Here is a 21,136-nt window from a genome sequence, read left to right on the forward strand (position 1 = left end):
ACGCTACACGCGTTGCACGAACGGCGCCGGCTGCTCGATCACTACCTCATAAATGAGGTGTTCTTCCTGTTTGCCTTTGAGACGGGTTGCCCCCAATTCTCGCAGCGGGTACGGCGACTGGCCGCCGAGCGCGTTGACCAGATGCGACGAGACGATAATCTGGCCGGCTTGCGCAATCCCGCACAAGCGCGAGGCAGTGTTGACCACATCACCGATCAACGTATAGTCTTGGCGTTGTTCGGAACCAATATTGCCAACCACTGCCGGCCCATAGCTAATCCCAATCCCCATCCCGATCTGTAGATTCAGCTCTTCTTGCCACCTCTTGGTCAACCGCGCAAAGGCTTGCTGCATCGCCACGGCTGCCAATACCACTCGTTGCGGATCGTCAGGATGCGCGATTGGCGAGCCAAACACCCCGATTAAACCATCGCCAAGGAACTTATCAATCGTGCCGTCGTAGGCATAAAGCGCATCGGTCATCGAGGTAAAATAGCGGTTAAGAATACGCTCGACTAGCACCCGCGCATCGATCTGCTCGGTCAAGGTGGTAAAGCCGCGCATATCGGCAAAGAGTACCGCCACGGTGCGTTCAGTCGGCGCGCCGAAATCACTGCCGGCGCTAAGCAGCCGTTCGGCCACTTGCGGCGAAACATAGCGGCGAAAGACGCTGCGCACCCGCTCGCGCTCTTGTCGTTCGAGCTGTTTGATCGCGCTGATGTCACGGAATACGACTACTCGCCCTAGCTCCTTCGCTTCACTGCTGCACACCGGCGCAATGCTAACGCTATAGTGCAAGTTTGGTTGCGGCTCAATTTCCACTGTGGTCGGCGCATTGCGTTCAAGGAGCGGCATAATCGAGCGCAGCGCCGGACACACTTCCACTCCTTGCCCGTGATGCAACGCCGGATCAATCTGCAAGCGCTCACGCGCCGCCGGATTCGCCAGCAGCAAGCGCGCATTAGGGTCGATCAGCACGATCGGATCGGTCGCGCTGCGCAACACCGCATCGAGGGTTGATCGCTCATCATTCACCACCCGATACAGACGGGCATTCTCAAGAATTTGCACGATCAGACTCGCGACGGTAGACGCCATCTCTAATTCGGTCTTTTCAAACGGCCCGCGCTTCGTCGTGTCAAGACAAAGCACTCCCTGCGTTTGGCCATTGACCACGAGCGGCACCAACAACACGTCGCGCACGCCTCGCCCCGCTAGAAATGCCTGTAATGGCGCCAAATCGGCTCGTTCGGGCAAATTCTCAATGTGCTGCGGCTGCTGTAAAGCGGCCACTTGCGCAGCTAGAAACGGATGTTGTTGAACAAACTTGGCTAGATCAGCATCATGCAGCGCTACCATCCCACTCAACGCGACCACCGTATCGCTAGGTTGCAGGCCAAAGAGCAAGATCGCGGCCTGCTCGACCCGAAAGATGTGCGCCACCGTCTCGATCGTATGGTGCAGATTCTCTGGGGCAGCAAATTGAGCTGTCAATGCTAATGACAGGCGATTAATCTCACTCAATTGATCAATCCGGCGCTGCTCACTCTCAAACAGACGAGCATTGCCGATCGCAATCGCAAGTTGGTTGGCAATCGCCAGCAAGATCGCTTCATCGTTGGCGCTAAAGGCAGATGGATGCAGACTGCGTACCTCAATCGTACCTAACACCTCTCGCGGCAACAACACCGGCACGCTGAGCGCCGAGCGCATGCGATCTTCCTCGGGCAGCACCGGTGTAAACCGCACATCTTGGGCCAAATCATCAATGCGCAACGGCTCACGATGACGGCACACCCATCCGCTAACCCCTTGATCGATCCTAAACGAAATATGGTTAGCATCTAACCGGTATGCGCCGGCAACCGCCTGTACCACAAGGCGATCATGCTGTCGAATAACAAGCGCGACTAGCGGGTAGCCAAACTGGTAATGGATCATCTGCACCAATAGCCGGCCTAGTTGATCCATCTGCATCAATTCTGACAACAGCCGGTTAATATCGTTGATCCGGCGTAATTCCTCCGCGCGCCGCGCCAGCAACTCTTTCTGTTGTTCGCTGAGCCGGTAGAGGCGGGCGCTTTCCAGTGCCAACGCGCTTTGGGCTGCAACTGAGGCCAGTAATTCGAGATGTTCAACCGTAAAATATCCCGGCGTATGATGCACGAGCGTAATCACGCCCCACGCGCGGTTATCGCGGACGATCGGCATCGCTGCCACTGAACGCACATCATTGTGCAGATCAGAAGTCACCAGCCAGCGCGAATCAAGCCGCGTGTCGTTGATCAAAATGGGGCCGCGATCGCGTAACGCAAACCCGGCCACGCCATACCGTAAGATATCTTGTAATTCGGCTGTCGCCGGATGGCGGCTGCTCGAATAGAGGAGCACCTTCTCTTCGACAAAACCGGTCAGAATAATGCTGGCTCGAATCGCACCGACTGCATCGGCGAGGTGGTTGAGAAAGCCGGTCAACAACACATCGAGATCAATACTGGAACTGAGGTCACGCGATAAGTGAAGTAATAGCTCGGTTTTGCGCTGCTCTTGCTGCAAGCTGCGTTGCGCCCGTTGTAACCGTAACAATGCCCGCACCCGTGCGAGCAAGAGGTTGAAATCAACCGGCTTGACCAGCACATCATCAGCACCAGCATCGAGGTTGCTGACGCTCGTATCAAGATCGGCATGGGCCGAAACAATAATGATCGGGATGAAGGGTTTGGAACGATCCGCTTTGATCCGCCGGGTTACTTCGGCGCCATCAACACCCGGCAGCGCCAGATCGAGTAGGATGAGATCGGGAGTGATTAATTGCAAGAAGCTTAACGCCTCTTCACCCGAAACCGCCACCGAGACGCGGAAACCGTCACGGGCAAGCACTGCCTGAAAGATGCGACGGATATCAGGATCGTCTTCAACCACCAGAATATGAGCCGGCTCGGGCATAGTCACTCCCAGACACGCCTGTATCTTTGCTTAAGTATAGCATGCCTAGGAACTGTATTCTCAAGAGTAACAATGAAAACAGCATCACGTAATTTGTCCGGCTATCACGATTGTTCCAGTCGGACCGGGACTACCGGGCGCTGGCTCGGCTGTTATCGCCAACGTTATACCTTGTCGAGCGCTTTCGTTCGGCAAAGGTATTACACCATAACCACTGGCATCAACCGTAAAGATACCACCGCTTACCGGTGCAGCATTGTTCTCGATCAACCAAAGTTGGTACACTATATGATCGGCTAACGGCGGCAATGAAACGATTAAGAATACATTCCCGGCTGTATCGCGGAAGATAGCACCCTTTCCGGCATCACCAACAAGCGTAGCCAACGGCGTAGGATTGGTAAGTACCGCCATCATTTGCTGCGCTGAGGCCTGTGCCGTTGCCGCTAACGATTGTGATTGATCGCGCTGCTGGGTCACAATAGTTAGTTCATTACGCAAACTATTGAGTGATCCAATTAAAACCAGCAGAACGATGAGTAGGAACGTTGATAGACTGCCGAGACCAATCGTCCAAGCTCGCCAACGACTTGATCGTTGTCGGGAAGTCGATTGCTCTGTGGGTGAACGACGCCCCAGCGCATAATCTATTGTCCGTTGCCGCCACTCCGGCGGTAGCGCGGGCCGATCAAGACCGTATGGCAAGAGATCGGCTGCAGCACGCAATTCTGTTAACGTCTGGTATAATTCGGGGCGCTCCGCTAACAAGCGCTGCACCCGTGCCCGTTCAGACGGCGCTAACGCATCGAGTGCATACGCAGCCAGCAGATCAACTATTTCGTCAGGTTCCCCTGATAATTGCTCCATACGAATCACTCCCATCGCGACCGCAGTATATCGCGTAGTTTGATTAACCCAAGTCGCAATCTGGTTTTCACCGTACCGAGTGGTTCCCCAAGCCGTTCGGCAATTTCAGTTTGGGTGAGACCACCATAGTAGGCCATTTCTATCGCTTGACGTTGTGCTGACGGTAAATCGGCCAGCGCCGCCCGCACCGCCTCATACAGGATACGCTGCTCAACATCGCCTTCTACGCCGCCTGCTGATGGTGGCAACGTCCTTACGTCAATACCGGTGACTTCGCGATGACGCGCTCGTTCACGCTTACTCCGTAAGACGTCGATAGCTCGGTGTCGCGTAATCCCGATAATCCATGCTGCTACCACACCGGTCTGGCGCTGAAAACCTCCTGCCGTCTGCCAGATGCTCTGAAAGACATCTTGCATCACCTCTTCAGCAGTCTGGCGATCGCCGGTCACCCGCAACGCAATCGCGTAGACAAGTGATGCGTATCGATCATACAATACGCCCAAGGCGGCCTCTTCACGCTGCACTATTAAATCGATCAGCAGTTCATCGGTCAGAGTACGCAAACCGGATTCTTCAGACTGTTCAAGCGGCATCGGATGCGAGACCTCTTTTTTCAGTCGCACGATTACGTTGGTGTATTGTAGCGGAAGCGCGATTGCTCAAAATCTGTCTCTGCCTGTCTCTTCCATCACCGCACAAGGTTGTTATTCCAGATAAACCCTGTCATGACAGACACACAGGCCTGTCATAAGCTTAAACGCTCTGACAGGCCCGTGTCAATCCGGTTCGGCTTGTCTACGTTAGAACACCTTTGTGTACGGTTGTGTCGGATCAGATTTTACGTTGCCAAGTACGGCAGTAATCTGAGCCGCTGACGGAGCACTCACCGGCCCAATGAAACCTTGACCACCCTGCAAGAATGGCGCTAGCGTTGGCACCGCATCCGAGACGTTGTAGTAGATTGGCAGTGGCAGCGCCAGATTATTCGGTGCAAAACCGCCAATCTCGCGGATTAACGCCAAATGCTGCGCCTCGCTACACGCATGTTGGGCAGTCGTGCCGGCAATACGATCTAAGCCCAGCTCGGCAAACCGGCGCGTTGCAGCCAGATACGCACCCACAAATGCTGTCTCGGCATCAGCGCCTACCTGCACAAACAGCGCCGGATCGCTCAACAGATTGGCAGGTACGTAAAACTGATTGGTGAGTGCTCGCCCACCATTAGACACCAAAAAGTCGAGGTGATACTTCTCGGCATCGAGTGCTAACTTGAGATAAAGCACGTCTTCGTCATCTAGGCGAAACTTAGCGGCTGTCAGTGCGGCATAGTAGAATGTCGTAGCGAGTGTTTCGGCTGTCGCCGCGAGATTCAAAATGAGTTGCGGTTCGTCTTTGCGATCATGACCACTGGCAGAGGCAGGACGAACGCCAAACAGATTTGCAAAGCTTGCTACCACGAGTCCGCCACCAAGACCGGCCACCCCCTTGATCAGACTTCGGCGAGAGAAGACACTCTGCTGCGTGTGTTCTGCTGTCACGATGGTTCCTCCACTGAGATGTGTGATTGGCGCATACCCTTGTATGCCCCTTCACCATATCTATGCGAAGGATACGTGCTTTTGGATGTATCGAACTGCCAAAATGAGACCAGACTATCCACAGTGGGTGCGAGTATAGCGTCAGCTCTCTTAGCAGACTACCGTTACCCGAAACGAGATCCGTTCTAGCCTATTTCCACAGCTAGCGCGACTGTTTGCGCGTGAATATCAACCGTATCGCTCACCTGACGAGCATAGCCGCCGGCCATCGTCACTGCAACCGGCACCCCCACCGATCGACAATAGGCAAAGACTAACCGATCACGCTCGGCCAGACCGGCTTTTGTCAAGCTGAGCCGCCCTAACCGGTCATCATAGTACGGATCGGCCCCGGCGAGGTAAATGACAAGATCGGGTGTAATAGTAGCGAAGGTTTGGCGCAACCCCCATTCTAAGGCATCAAGGTAAGCCGAATCACCGGTCGCGTCAGGCAACGCTATATCGAGATCGCTCTGCTGTTTGCGGAAAGGAAAATTGTGCGCACCGTGGATCGAGAAGGTAAAGATTGTCGGGTCGCCGGCCAGAATAGCGGCCGTGCCATCACCCTGATGGACATCGCAATCGATAATGGCGATACGGCGCGCGCGACCTTCGGCTTGCATGACGCGCGCGGCAACTGCTGCGTCATTAAAGACGCAATAGCCGGCGCCGGCATCGGCAAAGGCATGGTGCGTGCCGCCGGCCAGATTGACACCAACCCCCTCACGTAAGGCGACGCGGCAGGCAGCTATTGTTGCCCCTACCGACCGACGTGACCGCTCGACCATCTGCGGCGACCACGGAAAGCCAATGCGGCGTAATTCGGCACTACTGAGTTGCCCGTTTAGCACTCGATCGATGTAGGCCGGAAGATGGGCATGGGCTAGTTCTACCACACGCGCCGGTTCAGGTACGTGCAATCGTTCAGGCGATACGATTCCCTCTGCCAATACCCGCTCACGCAACAGCGCGTATTTCTCCATCGGAAAGCGGTGGCCCGGCGGCAATGGTAAGACAAAAGTGTCAGAATAGAAGACCCGCATTTATTCAACCATACTCACAGTAGCTTTTCGCCGACGCTCTTCACCCAGCCAACGCAGTGCTCGCACGACCAGCAATACGACCGTGAGTGGCACTAATAAGAGGCCGACCACCGCGCTGTAGACTGGCAATTTGTCACTGCCATTCGCGCTCAGGATCAGGTAGAGCGTATAGCTAAGGTAATAGACCAGCAACAAGCTCCCCTCGCGCTGCGAAACGATCCGGCGCGTGATAAAAATGGGCACACAGATGAGGGCCGCCCCAACCATCACCGGCAGATCGAGCCGGATTGTTTCGGCAGGCACTGCAATTGGCTGGGGCGAGAACACCATAGTTAGCGCCAGCACAAAGAGCAGGTTGAGCACATTGCTGCCAATCACATTCCCCACCGCAATATCGCGCTCACCACGCATACCGGCAATCACCGAGGTAGCAATTTCGGGCAACGAGGTGCCGATAGCCACGATCGTCAAGCCAATGATCAGCTCGCTGACGCCAAACCACGTCGCAAAAGTCACCGCACTATCTACCAGCCAATTCGCCCCTAATACTAACAGGGCAAGACCGCCCACCATCATCGCCACCTGCCACACTCGCACCCTCCAGTGATGGTGATGAGCGCGTTGTGGATGGGGCTGACTAAGATGCACGCCACGCGGCCATATCACCCAAAGATACACGATCAATCCGAGCAGCATAATCACGCCGTCAACCCGCGACAGCGATTGATCAAGCGCCAACAGCAAGGTCAAGACCGACGCACCAATCATGGCCGGCAGATCACGGCGAAAGATCTGACGATCGACCGGCAGCGGGCCAAACATCGCCGCTACACCCAAAATCAGCATAACATTAGCGATGTTGCTGCCCACAATATTGCCAAGTGTAATAGCACCTTGCCCATTGAATGCTGCTTGCAGACTCACAGCAATTTCAGGCGAACTCGTCCCTACCGCCACTACCGTCAAGCCAATAATCAAGGGCGAAACGCCAAGGCTGGCGGCAAAGCTGGCGGCGCCGCGCACGAGCAGATCAGCGCCGAACACCAACAACACAATCCCGGCCCCAAAGAGAGCGATGACCATACGTCCTTCCTAACACAACGCGCCCCCTGTCAATGACAGGGGGCGGAGGAGTCCCGCGCACGAGCCAGTTGAGGCGCGACCGGCTCGAAGGGAAGCGTTAATAACGCCGACCGCCGAAGCCGCCGCGATCACCGCGATCACCGCCGGAACGAGGGCCGCGCGAACCCTTATCCTCGGCTTCATTGACCCGAATCTCACGACCGTTAATTGGCTGGCCGTTCGTTTGGCTAATCACCTTCGCCACATCGGCAACTTCCATCTCGACAAAGCCAAAACCGCGCGACCGGCCCGTCTCACGATCATTGATCACCCGCGCGCTGCGCACATCGCCATAAGCCTGAAAGAAGGTCTCGAGCGTTGCATCATCAACGCTCCACGCCAAATTGCCAACAAAGAGCTTCACGTACATCCGGTCCCACTCCCTCCGCGTTGCTTGCCCAACGCAGTCACTCACGGGGCTTGCGCCCACAAACCACGCCTCCAAAACTGCACGCTACTCACTTCGCCTCACAGCGGGTAGCGGTCCACAGCGCCGCGTGCTGATCCTCGGGCGTGGAGGTCGTGCGGACAAGGGAGTCGATCGGGCCCAGACGGACGAACAGACTCTCGCGGCGACGTGACGCTGTGTAACGGCTATAGTGTAGCACATTCGCCGCGAGATGAAAAGACCTTTGAAGTTTCAGTTAATAGATAGTTACGGAAATTCTTGCCATCCCCTTGTTGGCATTGTGTAGGCGCAACGCGCTCGACGCCGTCTCCCGCTGGTACGTTCATAATCCCTGAACGGACGGTTCCTACTCGCTCCTGTTATTGCGAGGGGCGGTAGGGCATCGCGGCGCTATGCCTGAGGGAGATGCCACGTCTCCGACGAGCCACGCTCGCGCCAGCCCTTTAATACTGCCGCCCGATCAAGCTTTGGGTAAGCGCGCGCAAGCGGTCGCGCGCGGCAGCCGCGGTTGCTGTCGGCGGTTGCACTACCTCCAGCGCGGCAAAGGCAGCTTGATGGTGGTCGTTCGCGATCGCCGCGCAATAGGCGCGTGAACCGACAGCGTCAAGGATCGCCAACACCTCGGCAACGGCCGCATCATCGAGCGCCGGTTGGCGATAAAGTTCGACCAGCCGTGCCCGATCTGGGCTATGGGTCAGGGCATGCACCACCGGCAAGCTCACCTTGCGCCGGTAGAGATCGGCAGCAAACGGTTTGCCCGTCTGTTCCGGCGCACCCCAAATACCCAGAATATCATCTTCGATTTGGAACCCTAGCCCCAACGCGCGGCCAAAATCAGCCAGCGCCGCCACCGTGGTGTCAGGCGCACCCGCAGCCCGCGCCCCCAGTTCGGCGGCACCGGCAATCAGCGCCGCCGTCTTCCCGCCGATCATAGCGAGATAATCCTCTGGCGTGATGCTCAAATCGCCCTCGAAGCTCAGATCGAGGTACTGCCCTTCGCAGATGCGCAGAATGACCTCATCAAACCGGCGCAGAATGGCCAACACGCGCTCAGCCGGCAAGCCAGCCTCGGCTAGCCGGTGAATGGCGAGGTGAGCTAGCACAAACATCGCATCGCCGGCATTGATGCCATGGGCTAGACCCCAGATATTCCAGAGTGTACGTCGGCCCCGTCGCAGCGCGCTGTCATCTTCGATGTCGTCGTGGATCAGCGAGAAGTCATGCAAGAGCTGGATGCCGGCGGCCAAGGGCAAGGCTTGCTGCGGATCGCCGCCAGCAACCGCGCACGCCAATAACACCAACTGCGGCCGGATCAGCTTGCCCGGATCGGCCTCCGCCGGAGTCAAATCCTCGTTCCGCCAGCCGAGATGGTACTCCTGCATGGCGTAAAACCGATGCAACCGCCCTTCGACCACCGGAAACACTGCCCGCATTTCCGCTTGAATCTGCAATCTAACGTCATGTTCTAGCGTCATAAGCATTACAATTCCATTACAATTCGCGATAAACTTGCCAATCAGTGACCCAAAAACAACAAAAGTAAGGTTTTCTGAGAATTTACTTCCTTTTTACGACAGAACATCGTATAGATGTTTAGACAATAGTACTACATGTCATCATCGTGTAATGTTCATATCTTCTCTAATTGTGCTACGCAGCGTACACTCGCCATGTAAGAACTGACCGATTACCACGTTTCATTGACGCAAACGAACGAGGTGTTGTTATGGCATTTAACCTGCGCTTTCGCTTTAGCCCCACTAAAGATGGTCTCGTCAAGGTATTAGGCCCGCTCGAGACAGAGATTATGCAGATCCTCTGGCAAGAAGGTTCAAGCACCGTCAAGAAAGTGCATCGCAAATTGGCTCAACAGCGCGATATTGCCTACACCACCGTCATGACGACGATGAGCCGGCTGGCCGATAAAGGTGTGCTCAACCGCGAGCGTGATGGGCTAGCCTATGTCTACACCCCGGTCATCAGTGAAGACGAGTTTGTCAATCTAGTGGTACGGCAAGTGCTCGACGGGTTACTCGATGATTATAGTGACACCGCCATCTCGTACATGGTCGATTATCTCGCGCACAACAATCCCTCGGAACTCCGCCGTCTGCAGCGTGAAATTGCCCAGCGCTTGAATGCCTAAACCACCTCGCTTGGCCAACCTGCGGGCAGCCACCCAAGCAACCCGCAGGTTGGCGCTCGTTTACCCGGCTGCCTCTCCCCACAGATCGTAGGCGGTCGCCTGCGTTACCCGCACCGGTACCACGCTTCCTGCTGGATGCGATCCCCACACAAAGACCTGACCATCAATTTCAGGCGCGTCGCGGAACGAACGGCCCACGCTGAGCGGACTGCCATCATCGGTTGCCCCATTGCCCTCGATCAAGACCGTTAAGGTGCGGCCGATCCAGCGCTGGTTGCGCGCATACGAAATCGCTTGCTGCAAGCGCATCACTTCATGCCAGCGCCGCTCGATCACCTGTGGCCGCACTTGATCGGGCAACTCAGCGGCCGGCGTACCCGGTTCGCGTGAATAGCGGAAGACTCCCACTCGATCGAGTTGCGCAGTCTGCAAAAATTCGAGCAGCGCGTTAAACTCGGCAGTCGTTTCACCGGGATAGCCGACAATGAACGTCGAGCGGATGGCAATATCGGGCATCGCAGCGCGCAATTCGGCGATGAGACGCAACGTGCGATCGGTATCCGGCGGGCGCCGCATGCGACGGAGCGTAGCCGGATGGGCGTGTTGCAAAGGCATATCGAGATAATGACAGATCTGGGGATGCGCGGCCATCGTTGCGATTAGGCGCTCGCTGATGCCGTGCGGGTAAGCGTACATCAGCCGGATCCAGATATCCGGCGGCGTCACTTGGCACAGCTCTTCAAGCAGAATCGCCAACCCGTCTTGCAAGCCGAGATCACGGCCGTAGTCAGTCAGATGCTGCGCGACCAGCACAATTTCGCGCGCACCTTGCGCCACCAATTCTTGCGCCTCGGCCAACACGGCCCCAACCGGCTTCGAGCGCATATCACCCTTGAAGCTGGGAATGGTGCAGAAGGCGCAGCGCAAGTTACAGCCATCCGAAATCTTGAGATAGGCGGAAGGAGTGTGGCGCGTGCGCCGGATTTGCGTCGTGCGCCAATCGGCATACGAGACCGGCTGCTCAGCAGCAGAGGTCAGGATCAGGGGAATCGTGGCCGCTGCCGGCGCAGACGCCAACGGGATCACCGGCTGCGCTAGTTGACCAACCACCGCGCCGATCTGCGTCCACTGTTGGGTACCGAGCGTCGCATCAACACCTTGCACCTTCGCCACCTCACCCGGATGGCTCTGGGCCATGCAGCCGGCGGCGATCAGGCGCTGGTCGGGCCGTTTGCGCTCACCCAATTCCTTCAGCACGCCGAGGGTCTCGGCCCGCGCTGCGGCAATAAAACTGCATGTATTGACGATAATCACATCAGCATCCTCAGCGGTAGCCACGGCTTGATGCCCCTGCGCGCTGAGCAGGCCGTCCATTCCTTCGCTATCAACCGCATTTTTCGGACAGCCCAGCGTTACGATATGGTATTTCATTGGTGATGTACTCGTGATTCCTTTGTTTTGTTTATCTAGCTAATCAGCAATCTCTCTGCATTATAGATCGAGTTGGGCAGTACCACGGTGAAGCGCGTTGGTTGATATTTGTGTCGGGTTGCAGCTATACCAAAAAGAAAGGACAGCGCTCATCGCGAGCACCGTCCTCTCCTGCCACCAAATAGGATTACTCAGCGATAATTGGTCATTTGCAGCGGCACCGGAATCTCACCCTCGCGTTCACGCAGAAACGCAATCACCGCCTGTAACTCATCGCGGCTCTTGCCCACTACGCGCAGTGTATCGCCTTGAATCCGCGGCTGCACTTTAGGAAAGCGATCGCGGATCATTTTGCTCAGCTTCTTCGCCAGTTCGCTATCGATCCCGCGGCGCAACGTCACCACCTGCCGCACTCGTCCGCCACTCGCATCAGCCGGTTTGCCGTAATCAAAAATCTTCAACGACAGTTTCCGACGCACAGCTTTCGTTTCCAGCACATCGCGCACACTGCGCAATGACAGCTCGCTATCAGCTTCGATCACCAATTCGGTCTTGCTCAAGGTGATGGTCACGCCTGCATCTTTCAGATCGTAGCGCGTCTGCACTTCACGCAACGTCTGATCAACCGCATTCACCAACTCTTGCTGATCAAAATCTGAAACAATATCAAAGCTGTTTTCGCTAGGCATTGTTACCTCCCACAACCAGAGAAACGCAGGTTTGACCGATCAATTCGGCGGCCACGACCAATTCACCGGCTGGCCGGGCACGGTGCCGAGCGGCCCTTGCTGTAACCCGTTCACCGTGACCTCGACATCGGTCGGATTACCGGCACGGATAAAGACCCGGCGCTGCGCGGCGAAGACCTGTTGCTCGCCGGCACGCATGATCGCCTCAAAGACGGTTGTGCCGTCAACCTGCACCCGCACCCATGAATTCTCATTGCCACGCACATTAGGCACCCGTACCTCGATCACGATCGGCGCTGCCGGGGTTGGGCTTGGCTCAGGCAGCACTAGTACGAAAGGCGTGACCGCCACCGGCGACGGGGTAGGCGTTGCGATGAGGCTGATCTCGGTCGGCAGCGGGCTTGGTGTCGGCAATGGCGAAGGCGTCTCAATGGTGGGAGAAGCTGCGACGCCAGCCGACGGCGTCGCACGTTCGCCAATGCGGCCGAGGGCGCTGAGACCTACATACGCAAGCCCGATCAACGTTAAGGTGATGAAGAAGATGGCAAAAAAACCGGGGAGGACATACATTCGGGTGCGGGGCGGATTGGTTGCCGGAACAATGCGGATCTTATCGGTTGCACCGCGCTCGCGCCGGTAGAGCTCGATCATCTCATCAACGGGCAAGCCGAGGTATTGCGCATAATTCCGCACAAAACCGCGAGCAACCACATCACTCGGCAATCGCTCGAACGCGCCTTCTTCCAATGCCTGCAACGATTGCAACAAAATACGGGTGTCCGCCGCCGCCTGCGCTAATGAAATACCATTTGCCTCTCGCGCTCGCCGGAGACGCGCGCCCAGCTCACTCATAATACCACCCTTCCACCGCACCAGTGACGTGCTACCACCCTCCCTATGGTATCGCCTATTAGATGCCTTTTGTCCTGCGGGCAGTATACCATACCCGCAACCATTTAGTGACAACCGTTTGACAAAGCAATCATAGCGGCGTAGGCGAAACGCTATGCCGCTATCGTTCGTATCATGGAACGTAGCAAACGACCACGCGATCCGGCTGCCGCCTTGCCCAATGCGCGTAGGCGCAGTCATAGCTATAGAATGAAAGGAACGCTTATGATGAGTAGCATATTTATGATCGCAATGATCATCGTGGGTCTCATTGTGGTAGCCCTCATCGGATCGGGCATTTTCTGGTTTTTGGTGCAGATCGGCGTGATCGTGCAAAAAGCGGCTGAACCGCCGACCCAAGACTACGGCAGCTATTCGCTTGATCAAGGGCGTGATATCAGCGAGCGCGAGCGTTAAGAGGAGACCTATGCTCAGTCAGCGCGAACGAGAAGCAGTTATCATCGGCAGTGCGGTCGGGGTAACGGCCACTATCATTGGCGTTGCGCTCGCCGGTGAGCCGCTGTGGATGCATGCGCTTGCCATTGGGGTGGCAGGCAGCCTCTTGTGTGGATTAGCAACGCTGTTCAAATAGAGCACCGTCAGGACCAAAGATTGACGATGCCCTATTCGCCAGCCGCCAGCTCAGGATAAACGGCCATCCGTTGCTCGGTTTGGCGTTGAGTAAGGCGTTCGATCCGTGCCGCCACCTCGCGCAACACTCGTGGCTTATCAATCGTTAGCAACACTCGATCGCGCATTACGATCCGGCCATCAATGATCACCGTGCTGACATCGGCAGGTTGGGCGCTATAGAGCAAGGCCGCCGCCGGATTATGGAGCGGTTGGATATGCGCGGTCGCACATTGCACCAGCGCCAGATCGGCGCGCGCACCCACCTGTAACACGCCAATATCATCCCATCGCAATGCGCGCGCGCCGGCGGCGGTCGCCAACTCAAGCGTCACGCCGATCGGTAAGACGCGCGCATCGCTGTTGCGCAGCTTTTCCAGCAGGGCCAACAGACGCGCTGCCTCAAGCACATCATAGGTATTGTTGCTGGCCGCGCCATCGCTGCCAATTGCCACCGTAACCCCAGCGGCCCGCATGGCCGTCACCGGCGCCACTCCAATCCCCAGCTTCATCTCGGTCTTTGGAGTGACCGCCACTGCCACCCCATAGGCAGCCAGGGTCGCAATATCTTCCGGCGAGACATGGGCGACGTGGGCCGCAATCGCTGGTACATCAAACAGGCCGGTGTCGCGCGCGAGCTGCACCGGCGATTGGCCGTGCGCAGCTATACTCTGGGCGACTTGCGCCGCCGTTTCGGCGAGGTGAATGTGGATGCCAACACCCAGCTCACGCGCCGTCTGCCCCACCCGGCGCAAGAACGACGGCGTGCAAGTATACGGCGCATGCGGCCCCATCCAGACCCGGATCCGATCACCAGCGGCGCCGTGCCACTGTTCGGTAAACTGGCGGGCGCGAGCCAATTGCTCGTGCTCATCAGCGCCAGAGAAGAGCGTCCACGCCAGCAGCGCGCGCATGCCCGACTCTTGCACCGCTTGCGCGATCGCGTCGGCGACAAAATAATGATCGGCCACGCAAGTTACGCCGGATTCAATCATCTCGGCTATCCCCAGCAAGGCCCCCCAATAGACATCTTCTCGCGTTAGATTCGTCTCCAGCGGCCAGATAAAGCTATTAAACCACTCTGCGATCGGCACATCTTCGGCCACGCCGCGAAACAAGCTCATCGCAATGTGGGCATGGCTATTGATCAGGCCGGGAATGGCTAACTGGCCCGCACCATTCAGCGTCTCACGGGCAAGACCGGGGCTGATGGCCGGGGCTATCGCGACAATGCGTTGCCCGGCGATAGCAATATCATGCTGCGGCAAGATCGCAGGCGTGCCATTGGCGATCTGAAGGACATCAACGCGCTGAATGAGCAGATCGTACATTGCGCTTCACAATTAAACTATTGCATAGCGGATCGTATATCCATTGTAAGTGGAATACCAACTTCTGACAACTGCTTGTCAAAAACGAACATTTGTGCTATCCTTATTCTAGCGCCGGCACTGTATAAACGACAGAAATCGGGCGCGGCGGGAAGAACTCAGTACGGAGAGTCGGAGGAGGAACACTATGCCGGCCAAACCCCAAAGCGAGCGGAGCGTCACCCGCACGTATCGCACCGCGATCAAACTTGGCGACGATTTTATCACCATTGAAGAGACTATCACCCTACCAATTGATGCCGACGAGCAGATGGTGCAGCAAGCGGTTGATCTCGGCTGGCGCATCTTCCGCAGCCAGCGCGAGGCGGTTGAGCAACAAATTGCGCAGATTCGTGAGCAACATACCGCAGCCACCGCTATTACCGTGCGCGACCCCGACGCGCCGGCCAGCGAACGTCAGCGCAACTTTATCGCCTCGCTCCAACAAGCGCTGGGTTGGTCGGGTGAAAAGTTAGCTGCCTTCGCCCAAGAGCACGGCTACGATCTGGTTGCCCTCAACAAAGGCCAAGCCTCGGCATTTATTGACGAATTGCGGCGCGTGCAAGAAGAACAGCAGCGATTGGCGGTCGCCGAAGAACGCGCTCGCTACGCGAACCAACCGGTTTCTGACAAACAGCGCAACGCTATCTTATCATTGGCGCGCGAACTCACGCTCGACGCCGACGCCGAAGCCCAACGCCGGTTCAACGCTGCGGTTGATCAGCTTACTAACGAGCAGGCGGCAACCTTGATTAGCGAATGGCAAGCGCGCCAACGCGCCAGCGCCGCGAACAAACGCAATGGATAGCGCCAACGCATCGCCTCCCCGGTATGGGTACAACGTTGTTGCGCCTGTGGCCGCAGCTCAGCGCCGGGCCGCCAAGGTCGCGCACGGCGCGGCCCATCCCGTTACGGACGCTCCCTGCCCGGGCCCGGCAGCGCCGGGCCGCCGCCGGGCGCGGCGACTTGACACGGCTACTACGGCGCGTTAGACTGAAGGTGTCATTGCTGTTTTGTGCATTGGAATGCTGTTGCGAGACTATCATGGATCGTCCGCTGCCAGCCCGGGTGCCCCGCGCGCGCCGTTCATGGCCGTGGCGCATTATGGAATGGGTGCTCGTGCTCACCGCACTAGCCGGCTTGGCTGCACTGCTTAGCTATGGCGCGATCTTGTTGGGCGAACGGCTGCTGGCCGAACGGATCTATCCTAACATTAGCGTGCGTGGCTTGCCAATCGGCGGTCTGACCCGCGCCGAAGCCCGCGCTGTTCTCCAGCGCCGCTATGCCGATTTCCTTGCCGCGCCGGTCACCCTGAGCTTCGATGGTCAGCTCTGGCGACCGGCGGCTGAAGACCTTGGCCTCAGTTTGGCGATTGACGAGGCGCTCGACGCTGCCTTTGCCCTCGGTCACGATCTTCATTGGCAAGCCAATACCCGCATCGCCGCCGCCACATGGCAATACGGCGTTGATCTGCCGCTGCGCCTGCGCTTCGATCAGCGCATTGCCCAGCAAACGTTACGCGCCATCGCTGCCGAGATCGACCGCACACCGGTTGAGGCCAGCGTAGAACTGCGCGATGGGATCATCTTCGTTGGTGAAGAGCAGTGGGGTCGGCAAACGCTGATCGATGACACGATCGCCGATATGACCGCCGCCGTGCAGAGTCTGCAACCGCAAGAGGTGGTGATCCGCACCCGCCTACTCGAACCGCGAGTGCGCGATGCTGACCTCGCCCCCACCGTCGCCGAATTGCAATTACTGCTGCATGGCCCGATCCAGCTCGAAGGCCGGGGCGGCCAGTGCCCCGCCGGTTGCCGCTGGGAATGGCCGGTCTCGCACATCGCCGCGTGGATCAAGCTTCGCAGTCTCACCGCGATCGATGGCCGCCCGGCTATGGCAGTGATGATCGATCAGGCCGCTATCCGCGCCGCACTCACCCCCATCGCCGCCGTACTGCGCGAAGAGGGCGGCTTGCCCCGCGTTGATTGGAATAACGGCAACTTGCGTATCCGCACCCCCGGCACACCCGGACGCGGTCTCGCAGTCGAAGAGGCGCTGGCCCGTATTAATGGCGCGCTCTATAGCCACGAGCGCACCGTAAACTTGCCCATGCGCGAATTACCCCCACCGGTTACTGCTGATAACCTCGCCGCGCTGGGGATTACCGCGCCGGTTGGCGTTGGGGTGAGCTCGTTCCGCAACTCAGCCGAGTACCGCATTACTAATATTCAAGCTGGCGCACGCCAGATGGACGGCGTACTCATCTCTCCCGGCGCAACGTTCTCGTTTAATACAACCCTCGGCCCCGTCACCCCAGAACGCGGATTCGTCGAGGGGCTGGCTATCATCGCCAACCGCACCCAAAAAGAGTGGGGCGGCGGCCTTTGCCAAGTCAGCACCACTGTCTTCCGCGCCGCTTTTTTCGCTGGCTTGCCGATCACCGAACGCCACGAGCACTCGTTCCGCATCGGCTGGTACGAAGAGCTTGGCGAACCGCCCGGCCTCGATGCCGCCATCTTTACCGGCGTCCACGATCTACGGTTTGTCAACGATACCGGTGGCTGGCTGCTCTTGACCAGCAAGGTTGATCTGCAACGCCAACAATTAACGATGATCCTCTACGGCCCGCCGAGCAACCGCCGGGTAGAATATGCTTACCGCATTCTCGAACGCACCCCGGCCCCGACCCAGCCAATCTACATTGACGATCCCACCCTGCCGGCTGGCGTGATCCGGCAAACCGATACCGCGCGCGGTGGGTTGCGGGTCGAAGTCTATCGCACCGTCTATACCAACGGCGAAATCAACCGGCGCGATACGATCCCCACCACCTTCCAACCATGGCCCGACATCTTTGTACGCGGCACCGGTCGCTAAACGCACCGCTGTGCCTAACATTCCCACCACACCGCCAGCTTGGCAATCTCTGCTATACTAAGGAAGAGTTGTTCGTGCAACTACTCTCGTGAAGAACATCACGAATAGAACATAACGAAACGAAAGGTGTAGCGGAATGAAAGCGCGCGAGATCATGACCCGTGATGTGATTTGCATCACTGATGACGCCTCGGTCGAAGATGCCGCCCGCCTAATGGCGCGCAACCGAATCAGTGGCTTGCCGGTGATTAACGGTCATGGCATCTTGGTCGGCCTTGTCACCGAGCACGATCTGATCGCCAAAGAGGGGCGCACGGTCAAAGAGATTATGACCCGCAGCGTGATCAGCGTTAGCGCCGACACCGAAGTCGAACAGATCCAGCACCTCCTCACCAACCAGCGCATCCGGCGGGTGCCGGTGGTCGAAAACGGCAAAGTGGTTGGCATTGTCAGCCGGTCAGATCTTGTGCGCCAGATCGCAATGCGTTGGGTGTGCGGCGTCTGCGGTGAGATCGTGCGCTCGCTCGAATCGCCCAAACATTGCCCGCGCTGCGGCGCTGACGCCAGCGCTTTCACCCACGAAGTGGTGCCGCCGGGTATGTAACCGTGATGTGGCGTGGGGCAGCGGTTGCCGTTTGCGCTCACGTCATACTCGCAACCGATTGATCGGTCACCAAGCTGCTGCTGTGCCATCACGCAGTAGACTGTTGACCTGACGTTCATCAAACAATTGCGTCCCGCCAGACTAGGTGCGCGTCTGGTTCATTTCAAGCGCGTTACACGCCCACGGGGGCGTGGCGAACATACCAGATGGCGCGTCGCCGCGGCATATGGCAATACTAACCTGTGCCGAAGCGAAGCGCCCAGCATACGAGAGGAGTCTTTACTATGGCCGAAGTAGCCGAATCGGCTCAGCCCCTCCTTGAGCGCGCTACCGCCGATGAATTGAAGCATTACTACTATCAGATGCTCCTGTTGCGGCGATTTGAAGAGCGCGCCAGCGAAATGTACGTGAAAGCGAAAATTGGCGGATACTGCCACCTCAATCTCGGCGAAGAGGCCACTATCGTCGGCCTCATGGCCGCCCTTACTCCCGACGACTACATCTTCACCAATTATCGCGAGCACGGTTACATTATTGCCCGTGGCGTGCCACCCGGCCCGGTGATGGCCGAACTGTTCGGCAAAGAGACCGGCGTTTCCGGCGGGCGCGGCGGTTCGATGCACCTGTTCGACCGTAAAACCAACTTTATGGGTGGCTATGCGATCGTCGGCGGGCAAGTGCCGCTCGCCGTTGGCGCCGCGTATGCGCTGCGCTATCAGGGCAAGCCGGGTGTGGTCATCGCCCAAATGGGTGATGGTACCACGAACATTGGCGCGTTCTACGAGTCGTTGAATCTAGCTAAGATCTGGAAGTGCCCAGTGCTCTTCTTTATCGTCAATAATGGTTACGGTATGGGCACCTCGGTGGAGTCCGGTTCATCCGAGCCGGATCTATGGAAGAAGGGCGCTTCGTTCCGCGTCTACGGCGAACGGGTCGATGGCACCGATGTGCTGGCGGTGCGCGATGTGGTGCGTCGCTTGCGCGCCCGCGCCGAAGCCGAAGGCGAGCCAGCAATTATTGATGCGGTTAGCTTCCGCTTTCGCGGCCACTCGGTGATTGACGCTGATCGTTACCGCGACCCTGAAATGGTACGCCGCGGACGCGAACTGTACGATCCGATCCGTAAGTTTGCCGCGCTCCTGCTCGATCATGGCGTTGTTGACGATACATGGCTGAAGAGCGTGGCCGATCGGGTTGAGCGCGAGGTGCAAGAGGCGATCGATTTCGCTAACAATAGCCCCGATCCGAAGTTTGAAGATCTCTATAAGTATATGTATGCGACGCCGGTGCCAAATACACCGACCGCCGAAGACGCAATCCGCGCTGTGAAGATTAATCGCGGCGAGTTTTAGCGGTTGGGTGGAGCACAGCTATAACGATGATCCGGCGTGTCTAAACAAGTAAGAGGTTGCTCTATGCCTGTGATTACGTACCGTCAGGCGTTAAACGATACGCTTGGCGAGGAGTTAGCCCGCGATCCGAATGTGCTCTTGATGGGCGAGGAGATCGGGGTTTTTCAAGGTTCGTACCGTGTGACCGAGGGCCTGTTGGCCGAATTTGGCCCTAAGCGAGTGGTTGACACCCCAATCGCCGAGGAGGGATTCGTTGGCGTCGCCATCGGCGCAGCGATGCTGGGTCTGCGCCCGGTGGTCGAGATTATGACCATCAATTTTATTCTGGTTGCGATTGACCAGATCGTCAACCATGCCTCGAAAATCCACTATATGTTCGGCGGGCAGGTGAGCGTGCCGCTGGTGATCCGCACGCCCTCGGGCGGCACTGGCCAACTGGCAGCCACCCACTCGCAGTCGTTCGAGAATTGGTTCGCCTACTGCCCCGGTCTCAAGGTCGTCGCCCCAGCAACCCCCTACGATGCCAAAGGCTTACTCCGCACCGCGATCCGTGATGACGATCCGGTGATCTTTATCGAGTCGCTGGCCCTCTACGACACTAAAGGCGAGGTGCCGGAAGACGATGATTTCGTGGTGCCAATCGGCGTCGCCGAGGTGAAGCGGCAGGGTACCGATGTGACGGTTGTGTCGTATTCGCGCATGACCGCTATCGCTTTGCAAGTCGCCCAGCGTATGGAGCAAGAGGGGATAAGCGTTGAGGTGGTGGATTTGCGCTCGCTGCGCCCGCTCGACCGCCCAACGATTATCGAGTCGGTCAAGAAGACCAATCGCGCCGTAGTGATCGCCGAGGATTGGTATTCGTATGGCGTGACCGCCGAGATTGCAGCGACCATTCAGGAAGAGGCATTTGATTATCTCGATGCGCCGGTCTATCGGGTCGCCGGCCTCGAGGTGCCACTTCCCTACGCCAAAGACCTGTCGGCGGCCTCGAAGCCGAATGCCAATAGCCTAATCTATGCCATCCGGCAGGTTATGCGCGGCACGAAGCGTATGCGCTGAACGCAGCGATGTGAGGCGAAACGAAACACCTTCTCCCCACCTGCAGGGAGAGGGGCTAGGGTGAGGGATTACACCCCCCCATCTATAAAGATGCATATGCATAGTATCAATCATGGGAGG

20 protein-coding genes are annotated in these 21,136 nt (G+C 57.7%); 8 read left to right on the forward strand and 12 right to left on the reverse strand.

Features of this window, described 5'->3' with window-relative positions:
* Nucleotides 1-3 precede the first annotated feature (3 nt).
* The 8 genes from Q1A00_RS00765 to Q1A00_RS00800 form a co-directional block, all read right to left on the reverse strand.
* Entirely contained in the window at nt 4-2,946 is a 2,943-nt protein-coding gene (locus Q1A00_RS00765; RefSeq protein WP_298404440.1) for a GAF domain-containing protein, read from the reverse strand.
* A gap of 84 nt (nt 2,947-3,030) precedes the next feature.
* Nucleotides 3,031-3,813: an anti-sigma factor gene (locus Q1A00_RS00770; protein WP_298490169.1), complete on the reverse strand. Its 783-nt coding sequence runs from the start codon at nt 3,811-3,813 to the stop codon at nt 3,031-3,033.
* 5 nt (nt 3,814-3,818) lie between these two features.
* Nucleotides 3,819-4,439, reverse strand: coding sequence for a sigma-70 family RNA polymerase sigma factor (locus Q1A00_RS00775; RefSeq protein ID WP_298490170.1), 621 nt, complete (start codon nt 4,437-4,439; stop codon nt 3,819-3,821).
* 177 nt (nt 4,440-4,616) lie between these two features.
* Nucleotides 4,617-5,354 (reverse strand): ferritin-like domain-containing protein, encoded by a 738-nt coding sequence (locus Q1A00_RS00780; protein WP_298404446.1) that lies wholly within the window; start codon nt 5,352-5,354, stop codon nt 4,617-4,619.
* A gap of 185 nt (nt 5,355-5,539) precedes the next feature.
* Nucleotides 5,540-6,436, reverse strand: coding sequence for a histone deacetylase (locus Q1A00_RS00785; protein ID WP_298404448.1), 897 nt, complete (start codon nt 6,434-6,436; stop codon nt 5,540-5,542).
* On the reverse strand, nt 6,437-7,519 hold the full coding sequence (locus Q1A00_RS00790; RefSeq protein WP_298404451.1) for a calcium/sodium antiporter: 1,083 nt from the start codon (nt 7,517-7,519) through the stop codon (nt 6,437-6,439).
* A 97-nt stretch (nt 7,520-7,616) separates the two neighbouring features.
* A complete protein-coding gene (locus Q1A00_RS00795) occupies nt 7,617-7,928 on the reverse strand; it encodes an RNA-binding protein (protein WP_298404454.1) in 312 nt (103 codons plus the stop codon).
* Between the two features lie 482 nt (nt 7,929-8,410).
* A complete protein-coding gene (locus Q1A00_RS00800) occupies nt 8,411-9,442 on the reverse strand; it encodes a polyprenyl synthetase family protein (protein WP_299754796.1) in 1,032 nt (343 codons plus the stop codon).
* Nucleotides 9,443-9,693: 251 nt separating this feature from the next.
* On the opposite strand from Q1A00_RS00800, the gene Q1A00_RS00805 reads away from it, so the two are divergent.
* Nucleotides 9,694-10,113, forward strand: a complete 420-nt coding sequence (locus tag Q1A00_RS00805) for a BlaI/MecI/CopY family transcriptional regulator (RefSeq protein WP_066790203.1) — start codon at nt 9,694-9,696, stop codon at nt 10,111-10,113.
* Nucleotides 10,114-10,173: 60 nt separating this feature from the next.
* On the opposite strand, the gene rimO is transcribed toward Q1A00_RS00805, so the two are convergent.
* From rimO to Q1A00_RS00820, 3 genes are all read right to left on the reverse strand, one after another.
* Nucleotides 10,174-11,544 (reverse strand): 30S ribosomal protein S12 methylthiotransferase RimO, encoded by a 1,371-nt coding sequence (rimO, locus tag Q1A00_RS00810; protein WP_298404465.1) that lies wholly within the window; start codon nt 11,542-11,544, stop codon nt 10,174-10,176.
* 191 nt (nt 11,545-11,735) lie between these two features.
* On the reverse strand, nt 11,736-12,233 hold the full coding sequence (locus Q1A00_RS00815) for a YajQ family cyclic di-GMP-binding protein (RefSeq protein WP_298404468.1): 498 nt from the start codon (nt 12,231-12,233) through the stop codon (nt 11,736-11,738).
* Nucleotides 12,234-12,272: 39 nt separating this feature from the next.
* Nucleotides 12,273-13,085: a RodZ domain-containing protein gene (locus Q1A00_RS00820; protein WP_298404470.1), complete on the reverse strand. Its 813-nt coding sequence runs from the start codon at nt 13,083-13,085 to the stop codon at nt 12,273-12,275.
* Nucleotides 13,086-13,349: 264 nt separating this feature from the next.
* On the opposite strand from Q1A00_RS00820, the gene Q1A00_RS00825 reads away from it, so the two are divergent.
* Nucleotides 13,350-13,541 carry a hypothetical protein gene (locus tag Q1A00_RS00825; RefSeq protein ID WP_298404473.1) on the forward strand — a complete coding sequence of 64 codons (192 nt, stop codon included), beginning with the start codon at nt 13,350-13,352 and terminating at the stop codon, nt 13,539-13,541.
* Nucleotides 13,542-13,551: 10 nt separating this feature from the next.
* Nucleotides 13,552-13,716: a hypothetical protein gene (locus tag Q1A00_RS00830; RefSeq protein WP_298404476.1), complete on the forward strand. Its 165-nt coding sequence runs from the start codon at nt 13,552-13,554 to the stop codon at nt 13,714-13,716.
* A gap of 31 nt (nt 13,717-13,747) precedes the next feature.
* On the opposite strand, the gene Q1A00_RS00835 is transcribed toward Q1A00_RS00830, so the two are convergent.
* Nucleotides 13,748-15,085, reverse strand: coding sequence for an amidohydrolase (locus Q1A00_RS00835; protein WP_299754802.1), 1,338 nt, complete (start codon nt 15,083-15,085; stop codon nt 13,748-13,750).
* 187 nt (nt 15,086-15,272) lie between these two features.
* On the opposite strand from Q1A00_RS00835, the gene Q1A00_RS00840 reads away from it, so the two are divergent.
* From Q1A00_RS00840 to Q1A00_RS00860, 5 genes are all read left to right on the forward strand, one after another.
* Nucleotides 15,273-15,932 carry a hypothetical protein gene (locus Q1A00_RS00840; RefSeq protein ID WP_298404481.1) on the forward strand — a complete coding sequence of 220 codons (660 nt, stop codon included), beginning with the start codon at nt 15,273-15,275 and terminating at the stop codon, nt 15,930-15,932.
* A gap of 236 nt (nt 15,933-16,168) precedes the next feature.
* Complete coding sequence (locus tag Q1A00_RS00845) at nt 16,169-18,001, forward strand: VanW family protein (protein ID WP_298404484.1); 1,833 nt, start codon at nt 16,169-16,171, stop codon at nt 17,999-18,001.
* A gap of 136 nt (nt 18,002-18,137) precedes the next feature.
* Nucleotides 18,138-18,605: a CBS domain-containing protein gene (locus Q1A00_RS00850; RefSeq protein ID WP_066791345.1), complete on the forward strand. Its 468-nt coding sequence runs from the start codon at nt 18,138-18,140 to the stop codon at nt 18,603-18,605.
* 284 nt (nt 18,606-18,889) lie between these two features.
* The gene (gene pdhA, locus Q1A00_RS00855; RefSeq protein WP_298404490.1) at nt 18,890-19,957 is read left to right on the forward strand and encodes a pyruvate dehydrogenase (acetyl-transferring) E1 component subunit alpha; all 1,068 of its coding nucleotides are present in this window, start codon (nt 18,890-18,892) and stop codon (nt 19,955-19,957) included.
* 63 nt (nt 19,958-20,020) lie between these two features.
* Nucleotides 20,021-21,016 carry a pyruvate dehydrogenase complex E1 component subunit beta gene (locus tag Q1A00_RS00860; RefSeq protein ID WP_298404493.1) on the forward strand — a complete coding sequence of 332 codons (996 nt, stop codon included), beginning with the start codon at nt 20,021-20,023 and terminating at the stop codon, nt 21,014-21,016.
* Nucleotides 21,017-21,136 lie beyond the last annotated feature (120 nt).

This window comes from uncultured Chloroflexus sp. (assembly GCF_938091255.1).
In the GTDB taxonomy this organism is placed as follows: domain Bacteria; phylum Chloroflexota; class Chloroflexia; order Chloroflexales; family Chloroflexaceae; genus Chloroflexus.

Coding starts and splice junctions, on each gene's coding strand:
- Q1A00_RS00765 (WP_298404440.1), bottom strand. CDS start 2,946: ATGCCCGAGCCGGCTCATATTCTGGTGGTTGAAGACGATCCTGATATC.
- Q1A00_RS00770 (WP_298490169.1), bottom strand. CDS start 3,813: ATGGAGCAATTATCAGGGGAACCTGACGAAATAGTTGATCTGCTGGCT.
- Q1A00_RS00785 (WP_298404448.1), bottom strand. CDS start 6,436: ATGCGGGTCTTCTATTCTGACACTTTTGTCTTACCATTGCCGCCGGGC.
- Q1A00_RS00790 (WP_298404451.1), bottom strand. CDS start 7,519: ATGGTCATCGCTCTCTTTGGGGCCGGGATTGTGTTGTTGGTGTTCGGC.
- Q1A00_RS00795 (WP_298404454.1), bottom strand. CDS start 7,928: ATGTACGTGAAGCTCTTTGTTGGCAATTTGGCGTGGAGCGTTGATGAT.
- Q1A00_RS00800 (WP_299754796.1), bottom strand. CDS start 9,442: ATGACGCTAGAACATGACGTTAGATTGCAGATTCAAGCGGAAATGCGG.
- Q1A00_RS00805 (WP_066790203.1), top strand. CDS start 9,694: ATGGCATTTAACCTGCGCTTTCGCTTTAGCCCCACTAAAGATGGTCTC.
- rimO (WP_298404465.1), bottom strand. CDS start 11,544: ATGAAATACCATATCGTAACGCTGGGCTGTCCGAAAAATGCGGTTGAT.
- Q1A00_RS00815 (WP_298404468.1), bottom strand. CDS start 12,233: ATGCCTAGCGAAAACAGCTTTGATATTGTTTCAGATTTTGATCAGCAA.
- Q1A00_RS00820 (WP_298404470.1), bottom strand. CDS start 13,085: ATGAGTGAGCTGGGCGCGCGTCTCCGGCGAGCGCGAGAGGCAAATGGT.
- Q1A00_RS00825 (WP_298404473.1), top strand. CDS start 13,350: ATGATGAGTAGCATATTTATGATCGCAATGATCATCGTGGGTCTCATT.
- Q1A00_RS00830 (WP_298404476.1), top strand. CDS start 13,552: ATGCTCAGTCAGCGCGAACGAGAAGCAGTTATCATCGGCAGTGCGGTC.
- Q1A00_RS00835 (WP_299754802.1), bottom strand. CDS start 15,085: ATGTACGATCTGCTCATTCAGCGCGTTGATGTCCTTCAGATCGCCAAT.
- Q1A00_RS00840 (WP_298404481.1), top strand. CDS start 15,273: ATGCCGGCCAAACCCCAAAGCGAGCGGAGCGTCACCCGCACGTATCGC.
- Q1A00_RS00845 (WP_298404484.1), top strand. CDS start 16,169: ATGGATCGTCCGCTGCCAGCCCGGGTGCCCCGCGCGCGCCGTTCATGG.
- Q1A00_RS00850 (WP_066791345.1), top strand. CDS start 18,138: ATGAAAGCGCGCGAGATCATGACCCGTGATGTGATTTGCATCACTGAT.
- pdhA (WP_298404490.1), top strand. CDS start 18,890: ATGGCCGAAGTAGCCGAATCGGCTCAGCCCCTCCTTGAGCGCGCTACC.
- Q1A00_RS00860 (WP_298404493.1), top strand. CDS start 20,021: ATGCCTGTGATTACGTACCGTCAGGCGTTAAACGATACGCTTGGCGAG.